The organism is Hyphococcus sp. (assembly GCF_041986965.1).
GTDB lineage: Bacteria > Pseudomonadota > Alphaproteobacteria > Caulobacterales > Parvularculaceae > Hyphococcus.
The window spans coordinates 430,651-449,475 of record NZ_JBHIXB010000002.1; the positions used below are offsets into that span (position 1 = coordinate 430,651).

Here is an 18,825-nt window from a genome sequence, read left to right on the forward strand (position 1 = left end):
GAACCGTTATCGCCGTTTTCGGGGATATCGCCGTTATCTTCGGCCACATTAAAACCTTTTGGAATCAGTCGGAAAAGAACGCACCGGCTTAGCACTCGCCCCCTTCAAAGCCAAGCATTCGCCCCGGTTTTCGGCCCCCATGAGGCCGGTTTCAGCGTCAGTTTATTCACACCCCCGGATGGGCTATCATGAAGCCGGGAAGAACTTTGGGAGACAGCATGAAGACCGCAGGAAAAATCGCAGCAATAACAGCCTTTTCAGCGATCTTGCTCGGCGCCTGTGGAAAAAGCGGCGCCGAGAGCGAGGCAGTGGCCGCGACCGCGCCCCCGGCCGCTCCTGCCGGATGGGCGGACGCGTCGGCCGACCTGGTGAATGCACAGGGTGAAAAGACCGGCGAAATCGCGCTTAAAGATACGCCTCACGGCAGTGTGCTCATCAGGGTCGCCATCAACGGTCTTTCCGAAGGATGGCACGGCATGCATCTCCACCAGATCGGCGATTGCAGCGACGGCGCAGAGGGCTTCAAGGCGTCGGGCGGTCACATCAATCCGGAAGGCAAGGAACATGGCCTTTTGAATCCGAACGGCTATGAGGCCGCGGACTTGCCGAATATTTACGCCGGCGCCGATGGCGTCGCGGTAGCAGCGTTGCTCGACACATCGCTTTCTTTAAGCGGCGGCGGCCCGCTTCAGGACGCGGATGGGTTTGCAATTGTCGTGCATGAAAATGCTGACGATCATATGACGCAACCGATTGGCGGCGCCGGGGCGCGCGTCGCCTGCGCGGCTTTCTCACTCGGGGAATAAATTCAGGGACTGGTGGCGTAAGGGGGGAATGACATGAGAAACATCGACAGACGCAAGGTGCTTGCGGGAGCAGCGGCGATTGCCGCCGGCGCAGCTTTGCCTGCACGCGCATTGAATACCATATTGCCAACCGGCGCATGGACGCCGCTGGCGCCGATGCCTTTTCCCGTTCAGGAAATTTATCCAGCGCCATTTCGCAAGTCGTTCGATCCGGGCCCCTCAATGAAGCCGAAGCCGTTCGACCTGCTCGTGAATGCGGGCGGCTTGACGCCCGACGCGCCCAACAATGTCACCGACAAGGTGACGTTTTACGACCCGGCCTATGACGCCTGGGGCTTCGCCCAACCCCTGCCCGAACCGCGCCACCACATCGCGCTCGTCAACAATAACGGCTTTCTTTACGGCGTCGGCGGTTTTGCGCGCGACGCCATTGGCGGCTGGCAAATGCGCGCCAATTGCTGGCGCCTGACCGAACTCGAAGGCGAATGGGAATGGCTGACGCCGATGCCGGGCCCGCAAGCGGAAAGCGCCTGCGTTTCCCTCAACGGCTTTATCCACGTGGCGGGCGGGCGTTCGCCCGCAGGCAGCGCCAATCTCGAATGGCGCGATCATATCGACACCGACCAGCACTGGTATTTCGATGCCGGTGACAATCGCTGGCGCGCGCTTGCCCCGATGCCGACAGCGCGCAATTCAACTGCGGGCGTCGTCGCCAATGGCGTCTTTTATGTCATTGGCGGACGCACGGTGAATGGCGGCAATACGAATGTGGTCGAAGTCTACGATCCGTTGTCCGATCGCTGGGAGCGCGCGCGTCCTATGCCGAAAGCGCAAGGCGGGCTCGCCGCTGCAGTGCTGAACGGCAAGATCTACGCCTTTGGCGGCGAATATTTCACGCCCCAGCCCGGCGGCGTGTTCGCAGAAGCCTGGGAATATGATCCCGACACCGATCACTGGCGCGCTGTCGCCGCGATGCCCCGCCGCCGCCACGGGCTCGGCGCCGTCTCGCTTGGCGAAGCCATTTACGTGCTCGGCGGCGCCGCGCAACCCAGCGGCGAAGAGACAAGTGCGGCGCTCGACAAGTTTGAGATTTAATTCTCGCCCGGCAGGCTTAAGGCGTTTGGCCGCGTAAATCGCACCATTGACGGAATCCGGCTGGCGGGCGCCGGAGCGGCCGCCTAGGCTCGCCCTTCTCTTGAACGGCGAAGAATACGCCGGAGGATAGGCGGGGCGGCAATGAAACTGTTTTTCAAAATTATCGGTGCGATTTTCGCGCTTCTTGTGCTTGCAACGGCTGGCGGCGTCGCGGCCAACTGGCAGTTGGTCAACCAGATCCTGACCTACAGCCCGCTCATTCTGCCGCCCTTTTATGGCGATCCCGCCGACCGCGCCGCAGCGCAGGAACAGGACATCCGGTTCCTTCGCCACTTAACGAAATACGACCGCAGCTTTTCCGCCGATGAGGTCGAGGCGTTCAACACGCATCTCGACGCCATGGCGGCGCGGGCGGGGGAAATGAGCGACGCAGAATTCTATCTCGACGTCTCAAAGGCCGCCGCGATCAGCGATAACGGTCACACCAACGCCAGCAAGTCCCCGACCTATCGTCAATTCAACCATGCGGGGGTCCGGTTCTACTGGTTCGCCGACGGGCTTTATATTGTGCGGGCGGAAAACACCTTCGCCGATCTCGTTGGGACCAGGGTGACCGGCGTCGAAGGCCGCACCCCCGAGAGCGTCAACGCCGCCCTCGGCGTCTATACCGGCGGCGCAGCGCAATTTCGAAAGCTCTATGGCGTCCACATCATGGAGTCGCCCGAATTGATGCATGCGGCTGGACTTGCCGCCTCATCGGATGAACTGACCCTGACTGTCCTCGACAACGCCGGAGAACCCCGCAGCGTCACCTTGCCCGCCATCAAGGAGCAGGGTCAGGAAACGCTGCCCATTCGCCGCCCATGGATGAGTTTGCGCGGCGATGACTTGCCCGGCGAAGATGGCGCCTGGGCGCGCGTCCTAGATTTCAGCGATGGCGGAGCGCCGCTCTATCTCGAAACGCCGCAAGAAAACTTTCTGGTGAAACATCTTCATGGCGGCGTATATCTGCGCCCTCAATTGCTTCTCCAGCGAGAGGAAACGCCGGTTCTCGAACAGTTTCAGCGCGTCATCAATGACGCGCCGGAGGGCGGATATGCTTTCATGGCGGTCGATCTGCGGCTGAGCCCCGGCGGCGACTACACAAAGGTGCTCGACTTTGTGAAAGCGGCGCCGGGAACGCTAAACAGCGACGGCAAGCTTTACATCATCACCAGCCCCCAGACATTTTCCGCTGCGCTCGTAACGGCCGCCTTCCTCAAATATTATGGCGGCGATCAGGCCGTTATCATTGGTCAGCCCATGGGCGATCATGCGCAGTTCTGGGCGGAAACAGGCTTTCCCTTTGAATTGCCAAATTCAGACTATCGCATCAGTTACGCCACCGGATACCATGACTGGGAAGATGGCTGCACCGGCAAGCATGAATACTGCTTCACGCAAAATATTCTTCATGAAGTGCCGGCCGGCTCAATTGAACCGGGCGTCATGATGGCGCCGACATTCAGCGATTATGCGAGCGGCCGGGACATCATCATGGACCGGATCCTCAAAGAGCGGCCCTGAGATTGCGCCTATCCTGAATTACAATTCGACACATGATAGGTCCCGTCCGCGCCGGCGCCGGGCATGTCGATATAGGCTTCATAGGTGGGATAATCCGGATAATTCGCACAGACTTTCCGTTGCGCGGGATTTACGGAGACGGGCCAGAGCGTGCGAACCCTTGGGGCAAGCGACTGGTGATTTTTAAGTTCAAGATGGCCCGACCATCTGACGCCAAGATTGCTGCCGGAGACGGGCCGCAGCACAAAGCCGTTAGCAGGCAATTGCTGACCATCGACCGCGTCGTAATCCCACAGACCGAGAACGATCCAGTAATCGCCTGTGGGAAATGACGGCTCTGCCGCTGTGGAAACTTGCACCGCTTTCTTGGCCGGCGTCTTCGGTTGCTTTTGCTCTTGCGCCGGCTTGGGCGCGGGCGAAGACTGTTCCGCGGCGGCTGGCGTGGTCGCCGCCGCCATTTCAACCGCCGGCTCCTCCGGCGTCATCATTTTCGGTTTGGCGAAGACCACCTGATCGGTATAGCCCAAAGCCTGCCCCTGCGGCGTGCGAACGAGAATGCGGGGAAAGACAACAGCGCGCACCGATGTCGCCCGGCTTGAAAGATTCGCCGCAATGACCGTCAGCTGATAGGTGGAATCAGCGATGGCCACCTGATCCCATTTCGGGCGGGAGGTGTTCGTGCCGAAGCCGCCTTGCTGAACCGGATATTCATCGCCCAGATCATCCTGCAGCTTAATCCCGTGTGAGATTTCAATCTTTTTATCGCGATAGTTATTTGTCACTTCGAGCCTGCAGATCGCCGAACGATCGGGCGTCAGTTCGCAACCGATCATGCGAAACTCGGTATCTTTGACCACATGCGCGTCTTTCGACCCCTGAAGACGATCGAGAAGGCCTTGCGCCGACGCCGCGCCGGCAAAACACGACGCAGCGAACGCTGCCGCCAATATGGAACAAAAGGACTTCATGCGATCTCTCCCCTCGGTTTCATCCCTGAAACTATCGCTTTTTCTTTTATACCTTTACTATGAAGGGTCAAAGAATACGAATGTCACAATATTGGCCGCTTGTTGCAGTAATCCGCAATGATCACACTCCGCCCCGCCCGCCCCGAAGAAGCCCCTGCGCTTTCCGAGCTTTGCATGATCTCCAAGGCGTATTGGGGATATGACGCCGCCTTCATGGACGCCTGCCGGGACGAACTGACCATCGGCCCCGCCGATTTCGCCCGCGCGCAAATTCAGATCGCCGATGACGGCGGAAAACTGGCGGGTATGGCGCAGCTTCAGCTTCAGGGCGCCGCGGCGGAACTCGACAAGCTATACGTGCATCCCGATTTCATCGGCGCCGGGATCGGCCGCGCGCTGTTCGACTGGGCGGCGCGCCAGGCGCGCGACGCCGGCGCCAAGGTTATGAGCATTGACGCCGACCCTGACGCCGCCGCATTTTACAGGCGCATGGGCGCGGTTGATGACGGCGTATCGCCTTCCGGCTCCATTCCCGGGCGCACCCTGCCGCGCCTGCGCATCACTTTGTGAACAGGTTGATTGACCGCGCATCATGGCGCGGGCAAAAAACCGGCCATGACGATCCTTATCACCGGCTCATCCGGCCATCTCGGCGAAGCGCTCTGCCGCACCTTCACGGCTGAGGAGCGCGCCCTTATTAGCGCCGACATTAAGCCCGGCCCCTTCACGCAACATGTCGGCGACATCGCCGACGCAGATTTCGCCCGGCGCATCATGAATGGCGCAAGCGCTGTCCTGCACACCGCGACGCTACACAAACCGCATGTTGCGACGCATTCGATGCAGGATTTCATTGATGTCAATGTGACCGGCACGCTCAATCTTCTCGAAGCGGCCGTTCACGAAGGCGTTCAAAGCTTCATCTTTACCAGCACCACCAGCACCTTCGGCGAGGCCATGCGCCCACCCCCGGGATCGCCAGCCGTGCTGGTCACCGAAGACCTCGCGCCAATTCCGAAAAACATTTACGGCGTCACCAAGCTCGCAGCGGAAAATATCTGCCGGCTCATTCACAAGAAACACAAACTCCCCTGCATCATTCTGCGCACCTCCCGGTTTTTCCCGGAGGAGGACGACAACGCCTCTATTCGCGACGGTTACGAAGACCTTAACGCCAAGGTGAACGAGCTGCTTTACCGGCGTGTCGACATCGCCGACGTCGTGTCAGCGCATTTGAAAGCGCTGGAACAGGCAGCCCGGATCGGTTTCGGGCGCTATATCATCAGCGCGACGACGCCTTTTTCTCCCGATGATCTGGATGAATTGGGCAGCGACGCCGCCGCGGCCTTGCGCCGCTATGCCGACTATGAAGATGAATATGCCCGTCGCGGCTGGCGCATGTTTGATGCGCTGGACCGGCTCTATGTGAACGATCTCGCCCGTAAAGAACTCGGCTGGACGCCGCAAACCGATTTCTTCACTGCGCTGGAGCGCCTGAAGCGGGATGAAAAGCCGTTCAGCACGCTCAAAGACGAAATCGGCAAGAAAGGCTATCACGACGAAGTCTTTGAGGACGGGCCGTTTCCCGTGGATGAATAGTCGGTCAGTCGTGATCTACAGGCAGGCAGTCGGCGTAAACCGGATTGCCGACGACCTGGCGGCTCATCCAGGCTTCGCCGGCCGCGACGCAATCGGCTTCATTGTCATAGACGCCGATAATTTCCGGCTCACCGGCTGGACCGGGCGTTAAATATCCCTGCGCCGTCCATTCATGCACAATATGATGCTGGGTTGCGCATGCGGATGCAGCTCCGCTGAACAGGATGATTGCTGCAATGCGAAACAGTTTCACTGAAATCGGCTGAACGGTGATGTGAGATTGGAACTCCATGATGTCTCTCCCCGCTTTGGACATGTTTATTCAATAGTATAAGCGCGGCGAAAAAACGGCGCGATCGCTATCGCCGCAACACACAGGATTTTGTGGAAATAGATCGATGAAATACTAAAGGCGCCGCTTTTTAGTATTGCTGACCGGCGCAGACACGGGATTGCCAGCAAAACTCATACGCGCAGGTCAAGGAAAAAAGATAACGGCGCCGGAACAAAGCACAAAAATAAAGCCCCGGCGGTATCTGCGCCGGGGCTTTTGGCGAAAAGCAACTGCTGATCATGAGATCTGGAACAGCTGAATTCTATTTCTACAAACGCATAATGCGTCCGGTATTCTGTTTGCGGAGCGCCCCCCGCCTGCCATCGGCCCGTTTACTTGGCGATACGCCGGCCCGATGAATAGCCCCTCTATTTGCGCTCATGACACGCTTCAAAACACGTCTTGCGCGAGCGGCGGAGCGAAAACCCTTGTAAGATCAAGAAGCTAGCGCCCTAGTTAGCGTTAGACGCTTACTTGCGCTTGGTGCGGCGCTTGGCCGTTTTGCGCTTAGCAGTCTTCCGCTTGGCAGGCGCTTTACGCTTAGCGGTTTTCCGCTTCGTCGTCTTGCGCTTAGCGGTTTTCCGCTTAGCTGTCTTCCGCTTGGCGGTTTTCCGCTTTGCAGTCTTCTTTTTAGCCGTTTTGCGCTTGGTCGTCTTACGCTTGGTGGCCTTTTTCTTTGCGGTGGTTTTCCGCTTGGCCGTTTTGCGCTTCGTCGTCTTACGCTTTGTGGCTTTTTTCTTCGTCGTCTTGCGCTTGGCGGTTTTGCGTTTTGTAGCCTTACGCTTCGCCGGCGCTTTTTTCTTCGTCGTCTTACGCTTTACAGTTTTACGTTTCGCGGTTTTTTTCGCCGCTTTTCTCTTGGTCGTTTTTCTTTTGACCGCCATGGTTCACCTCCGAATCATGTGTCGAAAGCGAAAACATAACTCAATTTACTAAAAAAGTATTCTATGCATGCGTTGTTAAACGCATGCATGCGCATTTTTTTGCATTTTTTGATTCGTTTTGGCGTTTTTTTCGCGATTAAAACGGAATGTCGTCGTCTAACTCGTAACTTTGTCCGCCTGAAGACCCTCCTCGTTCGGACATTCCGCCCCCATCGCGGTTTGAGTCGCGATCAAAACTTCCGCCGCCGCTTCTTCCATCAAGCATCGTGAGATTTGAGTTGAACCCTTGCAGCACAACTTCGGTCGTATAGCGGTCATTGCCGTCCTGGCCTTGCCATTTGCGCGTTTGCAGCTGGCCTTCGATGTAAACTTTCGATCCTTTGCGCAGATATTGCTCTGCAACACGCGCAAGACCTTCATTGAAGATGACAACGCGGTGCCATTCGGTTTTTTCACGGCGTTCGCCGGTATTTCTGTCTTTCCAGCTTTCAGATGTGGCGACAGAGAGGTTGGCGATGGACTTTCCATCTTTCGTTTGGCGAATTTCCGGATCGGCGCCGAGATTGCCGACCAGAATGACCTTGTTGATGCTGCCTGCCATATCACTCTCCTGAAATCTTCGTTGCTGAGCTCATCGCGCGGATTCGGCGCGCGCTCAATGATTGGTTCTCCCCAAGAAAGAACCATCTGCGCGCGACAGGTGTTCACATCTTGTTCTTGCTGTCAACGTCGATATATAGAGACGCGAAAGACGATTTCCCCAACGCCTATATATAAAGAGACGATCATCCACATGAGTTCGAAAACAATCCGCGTCGCCGGCGCGCGCGAACACAATCTGAAAAACATCACGCTGGAGGTGCCGCGCGACGAGTTGATCGTGATGACCGGACTGTCGGGCTCCGGCAAATCGTCTCTGGCATTCGATACGATCTACGCCGAGGGGCAACGCCGTTATGTGGAAAGTCTCTCCGCTTATGCGCGCCAGTTCCTCGAATTGATGCAAAAACCCGATGTGGACCAGATCGACGGCCTCTCTCCCGCGATTTCCATCGAACAGAAGACCACATCGCGCAATCCGCGCTCGACCGTCGGCACCGTCACCGAGATCTACGACTATATGCGTCTTCTCTGGGCGCGGATCGGCGTTCCCTATTCGCCGGCGACGGGCGAGCCGATTTCATCGCAAACGGTGACGGAAATGGTCGACCGCCTGATGGCGGAGGGCGACGGCGCGAGGCTTTACCTCCTCGCGCCGATCATTCGCGGCCGCAAGGGCGAATATAAGAAAGAATTCGCCGAGCTTCAGAAGAAAGGCTTTCAGCGGGTGAAGGTCGACGGCGAGTATTACGAAATCGCCGATGTCCCCGCACTCAACAAGAAGCTGAAACACGATATTGAAGTGGTGGTCGACCGCGTCGTCATCAAAGCGGGGCTTGAATCGCGCCTCGCGGAAAGCTTCGAAACCGCGCTGGAACTCGCCGACGGCATCGCGATTGCGGAGTCAGCGGATAAAAAAGACGCAAAAGGCGCGCCGCAACGCAGCATTTTCTCCGCGAAATTCGCCTGCCCTGTCTCCGGCTTTACGATTGACGAGATCGAACCGCGGCTTTTTTCGTTTAACGCGCCCGCCGGCGCCTGCCCGCAATGCGACGGGCTTGGCACGGAAATGATCTTCGATGAGGAGCTGGTGGTGCCCGATGGCGCGCTCGCCCTCAATAATGGCGCCATCGCGCCCTGGTCCAAGGGCACCTCTCCTTATTATGCGCAAACGCTGCAGGCGCTGGCCCGGCATTATAAATTCAAGATCACCGTGCCCTGGGAGGAGCTTCCGGCGGAAGCGCAGGATGTGGTTCTCTACGGCACTGAAGAAGAAGAGGTGAAATTCATCTATGCCGACGGCGCGCGCAAATTCGAAACGGTGAAACCCTTCGAAGGCGTGATCCCTAATCTGGAGCGGCGCTGGCGCGAGACGGATTCGGCCTGGGTGCGCGAGGAGCTGTCGCGCTTCCAGTCCGTCACCCATTGCGAGGCCTGCAACGGCCAGCGGCTGAAACCCGAAGCCCTCGCGGTGAAGATCGCTGGGCTTTCCATCTCCGACGCCACGGAGTTCTCCATCAAAAAGGCGGGCGAATGGTTCGACGGCCTCGAAGCCAAGCTCAACAAGAAGGAAAAGGAGATCGCGGTTCGCGTCTTGAAGGAAATCCGCGAGCGCCTCTCCTTCCTTAATAATGTCGGCCTCGACTATCTGACCCTGAACCGCGCATCGGGCACGCTCTCGGGCGGCGAGTCACAGCGCATCCGCCTCGCCTCGCAGATCGGCTCCGGCCTCACCGGCGTTCTTTATGTGCTGGACGAGCCGTCCATTGGCCTTCACCAGCGCGACAACGCCCGGCTTCTCGAAACGCTGGTGCGCCTGCGCGACCTCGGCAACACGGTGATCGTCGTCGAGCATGATGAAGACGCGATCCGCGCCGCCGATCATGTTGTCGATATCGGTCCCGGCGCCGGCGTTCATGGCGGCGAGATCGTGGCGCAGGGCGCGGTCAAGGACATCATGAACGAGAAGAAATCGCTCACCGGCGATTATCTCGCCGGGCGTCGCGAAGTGCCTGTGCCCTCGACGCGCCGGCCATTCGTCAAAAAGAAGACCATCAAGATCACCGGCGCCAAAGCCAACAACCTCAAAAACATCAAGGCGGAGGTGCCTGTCGGCCTCCTCACCTGCGTCACCGGCGTGTCCGGCGGCGGCAAGTCGACCCTCACCATCGAGACCCTATACAAGGCCGCGGCGCGCAGACTTTATAATAGTAAGGACGCGCCCGCCGAACATGACAAGATCACCGGGCTTGAACATTTCGACAAGGTGATCGACATCGACCAGTCGCCCATCGGTAGGACGCCGCGTTCCAACCCCGCGACCTATACGGGCGCCTTCACGCCGATCCGCGACTGGTTCGCCGGCCTGCCGGAATCGAAAGCACGCGGCTACAAGCCCGGGCGCTTTTCCTTCAACGTCAAGGGCGGGCGCTGCGAAGCGTGCCAGGGCGACGGCGTCATCAAGATCGAGATGCACTTCCTCCCCGACGTCTATGTCACCTGCGACGTTTGCAAGGGCGCGCGCTATAACCGCGAAACGCTGGAGGTGAAGTTCAAGGGCAAGTCCATCGCCGACGTGCTCGACATGACGGTCGAGGAAGGCGCCGAGTTCTTCAAGGCCGTGCCGTCGATCCGCGAGAAGATGGAGACCCTGAACCGCGTCGGCTTATCTTACGTGAAGATCGGGCAACAGGCGACGACGCTGTCCGGCGGCGAGGCCCAGCGCGTGAAGCTGTCGAAGGAATTATCGAAGCGCGCCACGGGACGCACTCTTTATATATTGGACGAGCCGACGACCGGCCTCCACTTCGAGGATGTGCGCAAGCTCATGGAGGTCATTCAGGAGCTGACAGAGAACGGCAACACCGTCATCATCATCGAACACAATCTCGACGTCATCAAACAGGCCGACTGGATCATCGATCTGGGGCCTGAGGGCGGCGACGGCGGCGGCGAGATCGTCGCGGCGGGCACGCCCGAAGATGTGGCGGCGACCCCGGGCAGCTACACCGGCAAATTCCTGAAGCCGCTGCTCAAGAAGAAATCAAAAACGCCAGCCAGAACCGCCGCCGCGAAGACGAAGACCGCGACGAAGAAAAAGGCGGTGAAACGGAAGGTGGCTTAGATTAGGCTATGTCAAAGAAAAGAAAGAGAGTTGCCTATAGTCATGCAACAGGAATGGTGTGTGAAGAGCATGTAGATTTTCCCCCTTTCCCTTGCGCTTGGCCCAATTGTCCTAATGGCGTAGATGCCGACGAAATTGAGGTGGAATACTTCTCAGGCTCTGACCCCAAAGTTAGTTTTCGGGACAAATGGGAATACGGTGACGGCCATTTTACTTATGTATGGCAAGATGCTGATCATCCATTTCGTTTATTATGGTTAGATCGATTAGTTGGCCGAGAATTGGCACGACGAAATATTGTTACTTGGAGCAACAGATCTACTACACTGCCCATTATATATCATTATACTTCCTTAGCAGGATTTATGGGGATAATTGAGTCTGGGGAAATATGGCTTAGCGACCCTGACTTTTTGAACGATAAATATGAATTTCGATACGGCATCGAACTAGCAAAAAAAGTCTATCTTGAAATAGCACAGCGTGACGGAGAAAACGTCATTAAGCTCTTCAATGACTGGTTGAAGTTCTCTGAATCTGAAAAGCATAGAAGTTATGTTGCCTCTTTCTCATATGACCGAGATAGCCTTAGTCAGTGGCGTGGTTATGGACCAATTTGTTTAGGCTTTGAGTATTTTCCTGCGGTTTCATTCGGATACAAAGGCGGCGGTCGAGATGGTGAAGTCATATATGACGAGGAAACACAATTAGAATCTTTGAAATTGTCAGCAGAGTTGACCGCTTCGGCTTACAAACAAGATTGCATATGGTCCCCTGGAAGGGTTGATGAACTCTATGAAAATGGCGGTCATCATATTTTGTCGCAAGCGGCTCTGTTAAAGCACCCTGCTTTCAAAGATGAAAAGGAATTTCGACTCGTTTATTCGGAATATGATTACCTGCTTGCGAGCTTAAAGAAAGACAGAATAAGTCCAAGATTTCGAATCGCTAACGGATCTATTGTTCCATACATTACCACGCGGGATACGGTGCGATTGGGTCTTCGTGACAGTTATCCAGAACTGCTTCCTCTTAAAGAAGTCATTATAGGGCCGAGCAATACAGACACCCTATACAAAGGCGTTAAAGAGTATTTATTGGAAAATGGATACAGTGATGTAAGGGTAGAGATGTCTAAAGCCCCTCTCAGAAGTTAGCAGTCTCTACTTTGCCGTAGGCGGGCCGAGGCCCCCTTACAAATTGTGCGATCCGACTAACATTGCGGTGCATGCTGACAACGCCCCCTCCGGCCCTTCGGGCCACCTCCCCCGTAAACGGGGGAGGAGAAGGAGTGCTAAAACCGCAGGAAGCTCCCTCTTCCCCCGTTTACGGGGGAAGTACCGAGCGCAGCGAGGGGATGGGGGTTGAAAGCTTGCGCGAATAATACCCTCATCGTCATCCCGGACGCGCTGCAACATGAAATGTTGCTGCGCAGATCCGGGATCTCTCTCGACAAAGCGCAACCTCGATAGCGATCCCGTGTCTGCAGCGCGTCATTTCATGCCGCGCAGCGCACGGGATGACGGCAGCTGGCGTCGGAGCAATTGAGATGACGGGGGACCGCACGGGGCGCGCGACAGTATAAGGCCATTCCGGATCCCGTGGATAATTTTTCACCACTTTTCTTTTGGCCTTATAGTACGCGCACTCCGGACATGGAGAGGCGGAAGGCCTGCCGTTTCCTTTCGGTCCGGATGCGGCGCGTGAAGCCCTCGCCTCTTGGCGGTTCGCCCCTTCGGGGCGCGAGCAGCCGCAACGGAAAGAGGCGGGCCTCGCCGGTCGCAGAGCCCGGGCTTTCTGGCGGCTTAACTCTGGCGCGTAAAAACCGTCAGGGGTCGTCATTACGGCCGGGCCCGCCGGTCCGATAAAACGCCGCTGGCGCGGGACGCGATGCGTCCATGTGCTTCAACAAAGCGATGAGGATGTTTCACGTTCCGCGCCGCCTCTCCACCCTTATCCACTCGCTTTCACCCGAAAGGCGGTGACAATTGTTCATGTCTGATGGGGCTTTGCGCGCTCGCGCCCTAATCCAGCATCCGCTTGGCGAGGAGCGCCCGGCAGCGGGCGACTTTTTCATGGGCGAGCATCAATTCGGTTTTCGCCTTGGAAAGCTCCTGCATGGCGACTTCGATATCGGAGCCGCGAATCCATTTGCGCAGCGCATGCACATCATCAAGATTTTCAGAGACGATATTGGCCGTGCCGCCTTCGAGAATTTCAAAGCGGTGGGAACAGATTTCTCCCTCCAGCGCCTTGCCGCAGCTGCATGTCGCCTGGAGATTGCCGAGATCGTCGCAATCGCGCTCGATCGACACCTCATAGACATTGTCATCTTCGCCCATGACTGAAAATCGCAAGGCCTCTTTCATTCGTCGCATCCCCTGTCGCCGGATCGCCGCTAGGCGCGCCCCTGATGCGGCGAAGCTAGCCCAGCTCCGCCGGGCCTGCAATTCGCCGTCGCGCCCTTCCCGGTTCCCCATGCCGCATTGCGATGTGACGAAATCCGGCGAAAATGGCGGGACCCATTTGAGGAAGCCCCATGCTTATTCATCCCACCGGCCAGTTCTACAATCACGCGCGCGACTATAAAACCATCACCGCCCACCCGCTCGCCGCCGCTATGGGCGCAGAAATCAGGGGCGCCGATTTCGCTGGCATGTCGGACGCGCAATTCACGGAGATCGAGGATGCGCTGTTTCATCACAAGATGATCTATTTCCGCGACGTCGACCTCACCCATGAACAGCATGAGACGTTTTCGATGCGGTTCGGCGAGTGGGCGGAGGACGCCTATACGGACGGCATTCCGGGACATTTGAACATTCAGCCGCTGGTGCGCGAGGCGGACGCCAGGGGCAAACACATTTTCGGTTCCGGCTGGCATTCGGACGGGCCGTTTCTGGTGAACCCGCCGGCCATCGCGCTTTTATACGGCGTCGAAATTCCGCCCTATGGCGGCGACACGATCTGGGCGAACACGGTGCTCGCCTATGAAACGCTCTCCGATGTGATGAAAGACATGCTCGCGCCGCTGCGCACGCACATGTCCATGAAACGCGCTTTTGAGAGCTCCATGGAATATGGCGAGGCCGATGACAGTCCCGTGGGAAAGCTGGCGAAACTCAAGGGCCTCGGAACGAACGACCTGCCCGAAGCGGTTGTGCGAAAGGTCAAAGGCAATTTCCACCCGCTGATCCGCACCCATCCGCGCTCCGGCGAGAAGTCAATTTATTTCGACCCGTCCTATACGATTGGCTTTGAAGGGATGACGCCGCCAGAGGCCGAAGCGCTGATGACGTTTCTTACAGCGCATATGACGCAACCAGCCTTCACCTGCCGTCTCAGATGGGCGCCGAAAACGCTCGCCGTATGGGACAATCGCATCTCGATTCACCAGGCGTTCAACGACTATGACGGCCATCGCCGCGAGCTTTATCGCACAACGATTGCAGGCGAGGCGCCGGCTTAGGCGATCAAGCTCCTTACTGAACCGGCGTCGCAGCGGGACAAGCGTAAGGCGGCGGCGCCGAAGCGATGGCGTAAGCGTCGGAGAACCACTTTTCTTCGAGCTCGTCCCAATAACCGGCAAGATCCTTTTCAATCACCCATTCATTCAGCGCTTCATGAAGCGCTGCGGAGTCCTGATCGGTAGCGAAGGCTTCGATGGTCCGTGTCAGGGCGAATTCGTGGGGAATGACATGTTTCACCCCGTCAAGCTCTTTCGCCATATCCAGATAAGGCTCGAACAGGACGGCGCCGTCGACATCGCCAGCGGCGAGCGCTTCGAGTATCTGCGTGAAAGACGAATAGCCTTTGAGGTCGGAACCCGGAAACTCGCCATTGGCGACCATGCCGGACACGCCGCCATGCTGAAAGCCGATGGAGATATCCCGGCGGTTCATGCCACGCAAGGTCTTTCCCTCTTTCGCCTTGGCGCGAGACATGATGAGAAAATATTCCGTGTCGTGATAGGGCAACGAGAAATCCAGAAGCCGGCGCCTTTCCGGCATGTTGGAATAGCCGGATGCAATTATATCCGCCTCACCGGAAAGAACGGCTTCCGCGAGATCGCAGAAAGGCTTCTCCACATATTCAATGTCGAGGCCAAGCTTTTCGCCCAGCGCCTGTGTTGAATCGATCTCAAAACCGGAAAGGGTTCCATCCTCCGCCTTGATCACGAAAGGCGACAAAGCCGCAACAGCGACCCGCAATGTTCCACGCGCCTTGATCTCATCGAAATCCGCCGCCGCAGCGCTTCCGGCAAACAAACACGCCGCAATGGCGAGCAAAGTTTTTTTCATCTCGACCTTTTCCCTAAAACAAGGCGACGCCAGCAATATATTGATGGCCGTAAAACGCGATGGCGGCGAATACCGTACCGCCAACGAAAACAGCGATCACGTCGTTCATCACTGGGCCTGCGGCGCGGCTTGTTTCGCCACGCTTCTTAACAGCAATCCGGTCGATCACGGCGTAGGCGAGAAACGATCCGAATAGTATGATGGAACGTACTTCGCCATTCACCAGCAAATGGGCAAAGGCCCAGATTTTTACGCCCGCCAGCATGGGATGCTTCGCCGCCGCCGCGATTTTGCCTGCCGGCAGATAGGCCGCCACCAATAGAATGAAGGCGATCAGCATCAACAGATGAGTAACGTGCCGCAGCCAGTAAGGCGTCGCATAGATGACGCTCGCATCGGCTGCTTTCCAACCCATGACGATAAGCACAAAACCGGCAATCGAAATCAGGGAATAGAGCCCTTTATAGGGCATTTCGCCTGTTTTGTCGATAACCGCCGCGCGTGGGCCCCGCATCAGGCCTGAAAACAAATGCGCGCCAAAAAAGATAATGAGTCCCAGCAGAAAGAGCGCCATTTATCGTTTCCTCTTATATTGATGGCGCAAAGGCGATCATTCGCCTTCGAACTCAACAAGCGCCGTCACTTTTTTTCCTAGCGCTCGCAATTTGTCAGCGCCGCCAAGGTCGGGCAGATCGACAACGAAAGAACATAACATAACCTCAGCCCCGGCGCGCTCCAGAAGCTTGATGGCCGCGCCCGCCGTGCCGCCCGTTGCGATCAAATCGTCAACGAGCAAGATACGATCCCCTTTTTCAACAGCGTCAACATGAATTTCAACTTCATCAACGCCATATTCAAGTTCGTATGACTCTGTGATGGTCTTGTAGGGGAGTTTGCCCTTCTTGCGGATTGGAATGAATCCGACAGAAAGCTGATGGGCGATGGCGCCGCCGAGGATAAAGCCGCGCGCCTCGATCCCCGCGACCTTATCGATTTTCTGGCCCGCCAGCGGCTGAACCAGTTCATCAACGGCGCGGCGAAAGCCTCTTGCATCCGTCAGGAGGGTCGTAATGTCCCGGAACATGATCCCCTTTTTCGGATAGTCGGGGATCGTGCGAATAACCGTCTTCAAATCCATAAAATGCTTCCGCGCCGCGCTGCCAGGGCCTTACCGCGCCCCGCCGCAGACCATGGCGGAATCGCCTTTCGCGGGCAAGCGCTGCATTGCAGCAGATTCGCCTCTTGCCACAGGCTAAGGAAACAACGCTTCATCCCTGATATTGCTCGCTTTATCCCTCGAAACTTGCCCTTTTATCCGAATTGGCGAGACTGGCGACAGGGCGTAATACGCTATCTCTGAAAGATCACCGGAATTCACGCGAGGAGGATCACCCGTGAAAAGACTTTTATTGTGCGGCGTCGCCGCGTTTGCCTTGGCGGCCTGCGGACAAAATGAAGGCCAGCAATCAGGCCCGGACGCCGGCAAATCCGAAACTGCAACAACCGCAATGGCGCCGGAGCTCGGCGATTTCGGCATCGAGCTCGCGGACATCGACCCAGAGGTCGATCCAGGCGATAATTTTTACCGCTATGTGAATGGCAAATGGCTCGATACATTCGAGATTCCGGAAGAGTTTTCTAGCTACGGTTCTTTCACGGTCCTCTTTGAACGATCGGAAGATCGTGTGAAGGCAATCATCGAAGACGCCGCCACAAGCAATGCGCGCTCCGGATCTCTGGAACAAAAGATCGGTGATTACTACGCCGCCTTCCTCAACACCGACGCCATAGATGCAAAAGGGTTTGACGTCGTCGCTGACGACTTCGCAACAATCGACGCAGCCCAAAACCACGAAGACATTGCAGCGTTGCTTGGAAACCCACGCATTGGCGCGAATTCACCCGTCGGCGCATTTGTCGGCGTCGATTCCAAGCAGACCGAACAATATGCGGTCTATCTCACGCAGGCCGGTCTTGGTATGCCGAACCGCGATTATTATCTCGACGACAAATTCGCAGACAAACGGCCGAAATATCTCGCCTATGTTGAGGAAGCGCTTACTCTCGCCGGCGTGGAGAACGCAGGCGCGAAGGCACAGGCGATTGTGGATGTCGAAACAAAGATGGCGGAGGCCCATTGGGAGCCCGCCAAACGCCGTAATCGCGATCTCACCTATAATTTTAAGACGCGCGAAGAGCTGAAAGCTTTTGCGCCGGAGATGCCGTGGGATGCAGCGTTCACCGCCGCCGGTCTAGGCGATGTCGGCGGCTTTGTCGTGCGCGAAGACGACGCGATCCAGAAACTTGCAAAAATCTTCGCCGATACTCCGGTCGAAACGTGGAAAGCCTACATGAAATTCCACCTTCTCAACGCCAATTCTGCGGTGTTGCCATCTGCGCTTGACGAGGCGAGCTTTGCGTTTTTCGGGACCGAAATTCGCGGTACGCCGAAGCAACGCGAACGCTGGAAACGCGGCGTCGCCGCAGTGAACAACGCCATGGGTGAAGCGGTCGGCAAAGTCTACGTAGAGAAATATTTCCCGCCTTCATCCAAAGAACAAATGCAGGACCTTGTAGCCAATCTCAGAACAGCCCTGTCAGCGCGCATCGATACGCTTCCCTGGATGGGCGAAGAGACCAAGGCGCAGGCCCATGCCAAGCTTGACAAATTCACGCCAAAAATCGGTTACCCAGATAAGTGGCGCGATTACTCAGACCTGGCCGTCACCGAAGATCAAGCCTACGAGAATACGGTGACCGCCAATGAGTTTGAATGGAACTGGTCGATTTCACGGCTTGGCGGACCGGTGGACAAGACCGAATGGGGCATGAATCCTCAACGCGTAAACGCCTATTACTCTCCACCACGCAATGAAATTGTATTTCCGGCGGCGATCCTTCAGGCGCCGTTCTTCGACCCAAACGCAGACCCTGCCGTGAACTATGGCGGCATCGGCGCCGTGATCGGTCATGAAATCGGGCATGGTTTCGACGATCAAGGCCGCAAATCCGACGGCGACGGCGTGTTGCGCGACTGGTGGACGGAAGAGGACGCAGCAAACTTCCAGGTGCTCGCTGACAAGCTGGGCGCACAATACGCAGCATACGAGCCGGTGCCTGGCTTCTTCGTCAATCCCGAGCTGACAATGGGTGAAAATATCGGTGATGTGGGCGGCCTCGCCATGGCCTATCACGCCTATAAACTTTCGCTGAACGGACAAGAAGCGCCCGTAATCGACGGTTATACAGGCGATCAGCGGTTTTTTATGGCCTGGGCGCAGGTGTGGAAGCGCCTCAATCGCGAAGAAGCTTTGAAAAACCAGGTGGCGACCGACCCCCACTCCCCTGCACGCTACCGCGTCAATGGCGTCGTCAGGAATATGGACGCCTGGTACGAAGCGTTCAACGTCACCGAGGAAGATGCGCTATACCTTCCGCCCGATGACAGAGTGCAGATCTGGTAGGTCAAAACCCTAACAATAGACAGTGAAAGCCCCGGTACATCCGGGGCTTTTTCATTTCGCTACAGAATACTACCGGTTTAACTT

General features: G+C 56.9%; 17 protein-coding genes. 9 read left to right on the forward strand and 8 right to left on the reverse strand.

Annotated elements, in window-relative coordinates; all coding sequences use genetic code 11:
- Window positions 1–218 precede the first annotated feature (218 nt).
- From ACFC5L_RS11065 to ACFC5L_RS11075, 3 genes are all read left to right on the forward strand, one after another.
- Window positions 219–806, forward strand: coding sequence for a superoxide dismutase family protein (locus tag ACFC5L_RS11065; RefSeq protein ID WP_375202880.1), 588 nt, complete (start codon window positions 219–221; stop codon window positions 804–806).
- Between the two features lie 33 nt (window positions 807–839).
- A complete protein-coding gene (locus ACFC5L_RS11070; RefSeq protein ID WP_375202879.1) occupies window positions 840–1,901 on the forward strand; it encodes a Kelch repeat-containing protein in 1,062 nt (353 codons plus the stop codon).
- A gap of 141 nt (window positions 1,902–2,042) precedes the next feature.
- A complete protein-coding gene (locus ACFC5L_RS11075) occupies window positions 2,043–3,467 on the forward strand; it encodes a hypothetical protein (RefSeq protein WP_375202878.1) in 1,425 nt (474 codons plus the stop codon).
- An 8-nt stretch (window positions 3,468–3,475) separates the two neighbouring features.
- Here the strand turns inward: ACFC5L_RS11075 and ACFC5L_RS11080 are convergent, their stop codons facing one another.
- Window positions 3,476–4,435: a hypothetical protein gene (locus ACFC5L_RS11080; protein ID WP_375202877.1), complete on the reverse strand. Its 960-nt coding sequence runs from the start codon at window positions 4,433–4,435 to the stop codon at window positions 3,476–3,478.
- A gap of 117 nt (window positions 4,436–4,552) precedes the next feature.
- Here ACFC5L_RS11080 and ACFC5L_RS11085 point away from each other — a divergent pair, with 117 nt between their 5' ends.
- Together ACFC5L_RS11085 and ACFC5L_RS11090 are read left to right on the forward strand one after the other, a co-directional pair.
- On the forward strand, window positions 4,553–5,005 hold the full coding sequence (locus ACFC5L_RS11085; RefSeq protein WP_375202876.1) for a GNAT family N-acetyltransferase: 453 nt from the start codon (window positions 4,553–4,555) through the stop codon (window positions 5,003–5,005).
- 45 nt (window positions 5,006–5,050) lie between these two features.
- Window positions 5,051–6,034 carry an NAD-dependent epimerase/dehydratase family protein gene (locus ACFC5L_RS11090; RefSeq protein WP_375202875.1) on the forward strand — a complete coding sequence of 328 codons (984 nt, stop codon included), beginning with the start codon at window positions 5,051–5,053 and terminating at the stop codon, window positions 6,032–6,034.
- A gap of 4 nt (window positions 6,035–6,038) precedes the next feature.
- On the opposite strand, the gene ACFC5L_RS11095 is transcribed toward ACFC5L_RS11090, so the two are convergent.
- The 3 genes from ACFC5L_RS11095 to ACFC5L_RS11105 all read right to left on the reverse strand — a co-directional run bounded on the left by ACFC5L_RS11095 (window position 6,039) and on the right by ACFC5L_RS11105 (window position 7,853).
- A complete protein-coding gene (locus ACFC5L_RS11095) occupies window positions 6,039–6,326 on the reverse strand; it encodes a hypothetical protein (RefSeq protein ID WP_375202874.1) in 288 nt (95 codons plus the stop codon).
- A gap of 512 nt (window positions 6,327–6,838) precedes the next feature.
- Window positions 6,839–7,252 (reverse strand): hypothetical protein, encoded by a 414-nt coding sequence (locus ACFC5L_RS11100; protein WP_375202873.1) that lies wholly within the window; start codon window positions 7,250–7,252, stop codon window positions 6,839–6,841.
- 136 nt (window positions 7,253–7,388) lie between these two features.
- Window positions 7,389–7,853, reverse strand: coding sequence for a single-stranded DNA-binding protein (locus ACFC5L_RS11105; protein ID WP_375202872.1), 465 nt, complete (start codon window positions 7,851–7,853; stop codon window positions 7,389–7,391).
- A 192-nt stretch (window positions 7,854–8,045) separates the two neighbouring features.
- Here ACFC5L_RS11105 and uvrA point away from each other — a divergent pair, with 192 nt between their 5' ends.
- Window positions 8,046–10,976, forward strand: coding sequence for an excinuclease ABC subunit UvrA (uvrA, locus tag ACFC5L_RS11110; protein WP_375202871.1), 2,931 nt, complete (start codon window positions 8,046–8,048; stop codon window positions 10,974–10,976).
- A gap of 8 nt (window positions 10,977–10,984) precedes the next feature.
- Window positions 10,985–12,133, forward strand: coding sequence for a DUF2971 domain-containing protein (locus ACFC5L_RS11115; RefSeq protein WP_375202870.1), 1,149 nt, complete (start codon window positions 10,985–10,987; stop codon window positions 12,131–12,133).
- A gap of 867 nt (window positions 12,134–13,000) precedes the next feature.
- On the opposite strand, the gene ACFC5L_RS11120 is transcribed toward ACFC5L_RS11115, so the two are convergent.
- Window positions 13,001–13,345, reverse strand: coding sequence for a hypothetical protein (locus ACFC5L_RS11120; protein ID WP_375202869.1), 345 nt, complete (start codon window positions 13,343–13,345; stop codon window positions 13,001–13,003).
- Between the two features lie 170 nt (window positions 13,346–13,515).
- Here ACFC5L_RS11120 and ACFC5L_RS11125 point away from each other — a divergent pair, with 170 nt between their 5' ends.
- Window positions 13,516–14,445 (forward strand): TauD/TfdA dioxygenase family protein, encoded by a 930-nt coding sequence (locus ACFC5L_RS11125; RefSeq protein ID WP_375202868.1) that lies wholly within the window; start codon window positions 13,516–13,518, stop codon window positions 14,443–14,445.
- Window positions 14,446–14,458: 13 nt separating this feature from the next.
- Here ACFC5L_RS11125 and ACFC5L_RS11130 read toward each other — a convergent pair whose 3' ends face one another.
- Genes ACFC5L_RS11130 through ACFC5L_RS11140 form a run of 3 tightly spaced genes read right to left on the reverse strand, consistent with a single transcriptional unit; the run spans window position 14,459 to window position 16,415 of the window.
- Window positions 14,459–15,277: a substrate-binding periplasmic protein gene (locus ACFC5L_RS11130; protein WP_375202867.1), complete on the reverse strand. Its 819-nt coding sequence runs from the start codon at window positions 15,275–15,277 to the stop codon at window positions 14,459–14,461.
- A gap of 13 nt (window positions 15,278–15,290) precedes the next feature.
- Window positions 15,291–15,851, reverse strand: a complete 561-nt coding sequence (locus tag ACFC5L_RS11135) for an NnrU family protein (RefSeq protein WP_375202866.1) — start codon at window positions 15,849–15,851, stop codon at window positions 15,291–15,293.
- A 36-nt stretch (window positions 15,852–15,887) separates the two neighbouring features.
- A complete protein-coding gene (locus tag ACFC5L_RS11140) occupies window positions 15,888–16,415 on the reverse strand; it encodes an adenine phosphoribosyltransferase (RefSeq protein WP_375202865.1) in 528 nt (175 codons plus the stop codon).
- A 256-nt stretch (window positions 16,416–16,671) separates the two neighbouring features.
- Here ACFC5L_RS11140 and ACFC5L_RS11145 point away from each other — a divergent pair, with 256 nt between their 5' ends.
- Window positions 16,672–18,741 (forward strand): M13 family metallopeptidase, encoded by a 2,070-nt coding sequence (locus ACFC5L_RS11145; RefSeq protein WP_375202864.1) that lies wholly within the window; start codon window positions 16,672–16,674, stop codon window positions 18,739–18,741.
- Window positions 18,742–18,825 lie beyond the last annotated feature (84 nt).

Coding starts and splice junctions, on each gene's coding strand:
- uvrA (WP_375202871.1), top strand. CDS start 8,046: ATGAGTTCGAAAACAATCCGCGTCGCCGGCGCGCGCGAACACAATCTG.
- ACFC5L_RS11065 (WP_375202880.1), top strand. CDS start 219: ATGAAGACCGCAGGAAAAATCGCAGCAATAACAGCCTTTTCAGCGATC.
- ACFC5L_RS11130 (WP_375202867.1), bottom strand. CDS start 15,277: ATGAAAAAAACTTTGCTCGCCATTGCGGCGTGTTTGTTTGCCGGAAGC.
- ACFC5L_RS11125 (WP_375202868.1), top strand. CDS start 13,516: ATGCTTATTCATCCCACCGGCCAGTTCTACAATCACGCGCGCGACTAT.
- ACFC5L_RS11100 (WP_375202873.1), bottom strand. CDS start 7,252: ATGGCGGTCAAAAGAAAAACGACCAAGAGAAAAGCGGCGAAAAAAACC.
- ACFC5L_RS11135 (WP_375202866.1), bottom strand. CDS start 15,851: ATGGCGCTCTTTCTGCTGGGACTCATTATCTTTTTTGGCGCGCATTTG.
- ACFC5L_RS11080 (WP_375202877.1), bottom strand. CDS start 4,435: ATGAAGTCCTTTTGTTCCATATTGGCGGCAGCGTTCGCTGCGTCGTGT.
- ACFC5L_RS11075 (WP_375202878.1), top strand. CDS start 2,043: ATGAAACTGTTTTTCAAAATTATCGGTGCGATTTTCGCGCTTCTTGTG.
- ACFC5L_RS11140 (WP_375202865.1), bottom strand. CDS start 16,415: ATGGATTTGAAGACGGTTATTCGCACGATCCCCGACTATCCGAAAAAG.
- ACFC5L_RS11120 (WP_375202869.1), bottom strand. CDS start 13,345: ATGAAAGAGGCCTTGCGATTTTCAGTCATGGGCGAAGATGACAATGTC.
- ACFC5L_RS11070 (WP_375202879.1), top strand. CDS start 840: ATGAGAAACATCGACAGACGCAAGGTGCTTGCGGGAGCAGCGGCGATT.
- ACFC5L_RS11095 (WP_375202874.1), bottom strand. CDS start 6,326: ATGGAGTTCCAATCTCACATCACCGTTCAGCCGATTTCAGTGAAACTG.
- ACFC5L_RS11115 (WP_375202870.1), top strand. CDS start 10,985: ATGTCAAAGAAAAGAAAGAGAGTTGCCTATAGTCATGCAACAGGAATG.
- ACFC5L_RS11105 (WP_375202872.1), bottom strand. CDS start 7,853: ATGGCAGGCAGCATCAACAAGGTCATTCTGGTCGGCAATCTCGGCGCC.
- ACFC5L_RS11090 (WP_375202875.1), top strand. CDS start 5,051: ATGACGATCCTTATCACCGGCTCATCCGGCCATCTCGGCGAAGCGCTC.
- ACFC5L_RS11085 (WP_375202876.1), top strand. CDS start 4,553: ATGATCACACTCCGCCCCGCCCGCCCCGAAGAAGCCCCTGCGCTTTCC.